The organism is Oleiphilus sp. HI0117 (assembly GCF_001635235.1).
The window spans coordinates 1-1,013 of the sequence record NZ_LWGA01000280.1; the positions used below are offsets into that span (position 1 = coordinate 1).

1 protein-coding gene is annotated in these 1,013 nt (G+C 46.0%); it reads right to left on the minus strand.

Annotation, left to right across the window (positions count from 1 at the left end):
• Positions 1 to 20: 20 nt before the first annotated feature.
• Positions 21 to 1,013, minus strand: a 993-nt coding sequence (locus A3757_RS03470; protein ID WP_156506147.1) for an IS3 family transposase, incomplete at its 5' end; no start/stop codon positions are given.

Here is a 1,013-nt window from a genome sequence, read left to right on the forward strand (position 1 = left end):
GTTCGAAAGTGTTGTAGTGGTCAACTAAAACTGGCCAGCCCGTTATAAGTTTTTTCGTAAGCCTGTTCAGTCAATAACGGTGACATACCACCATTATGATGATGAGGCCGATGACGATTGTAGTAACCATTAATGTATTGATCGATAGCTGCTTCTGCTTCCATAAACGATTCATATCCTGATCGCGGCATCCATTCTGTTTTAAAGCTTCTAAAGAATCGCTCCATTGGCGCATTATCCCAGCAATTTCCTCTGCGACTTAGGCTTTGTCGAATGCCATAACGCCATAGCAGCTGACGATAGGATTGGCTTGTGTAATGACAACCTTGATCGCTGTGAAATAGCACGCCCTTCGGTTTGCCACGACTTTCATAAGCCACTCTCAATGCCTTCTTGGTTAACTCACTGTCGGGACTCTTAGATTTGGCCCAGCCAACAACACGCCTTGCATATAAGTCGATAACGACCGATAAGTACAGCCAACGAGACCCCGTCCAAACATATGTCACATCACCACACCAAACTTGATTAGGCTGTTCCGGACTGAAGCAACGACCCAACACATTTGGAATGAGCACATGCTCTTTCTCAGATTTAGCGTACTTATGTGCCGGCAATTGGCGGCTAACCAAACCTTCTTGCCTCATGAGCTTGTTCACTAACCAGCGACTCACCTTAAAGCCGGATAATGCCAGCAGAGTTACCAAAGTACGCTCCCCCGCAGAACCATTACTAATTCCAAACCAACGCTTGAGTTCAGAAATCAATCTAAGGCGTTGCGGCTCTATCTCTTGAGGGCGGTCACACCAATATCTGTAGCTGCTGCGATGAACATTAAGTACGCGGCATAGTCGAGATACCGACCAGCTCCCTTGCTGCGCTTGGATTAACGAAAACCTTTGATCGAGTCCTGCATCAAGAGAGCTGAAGCCTTTTTTAAAATCTCGTTGTCTCCCTCTAGTTGTTTGATCTTGCGTTCCAACTCGCGAATTTTTAATTGATCTGGAGTGAGA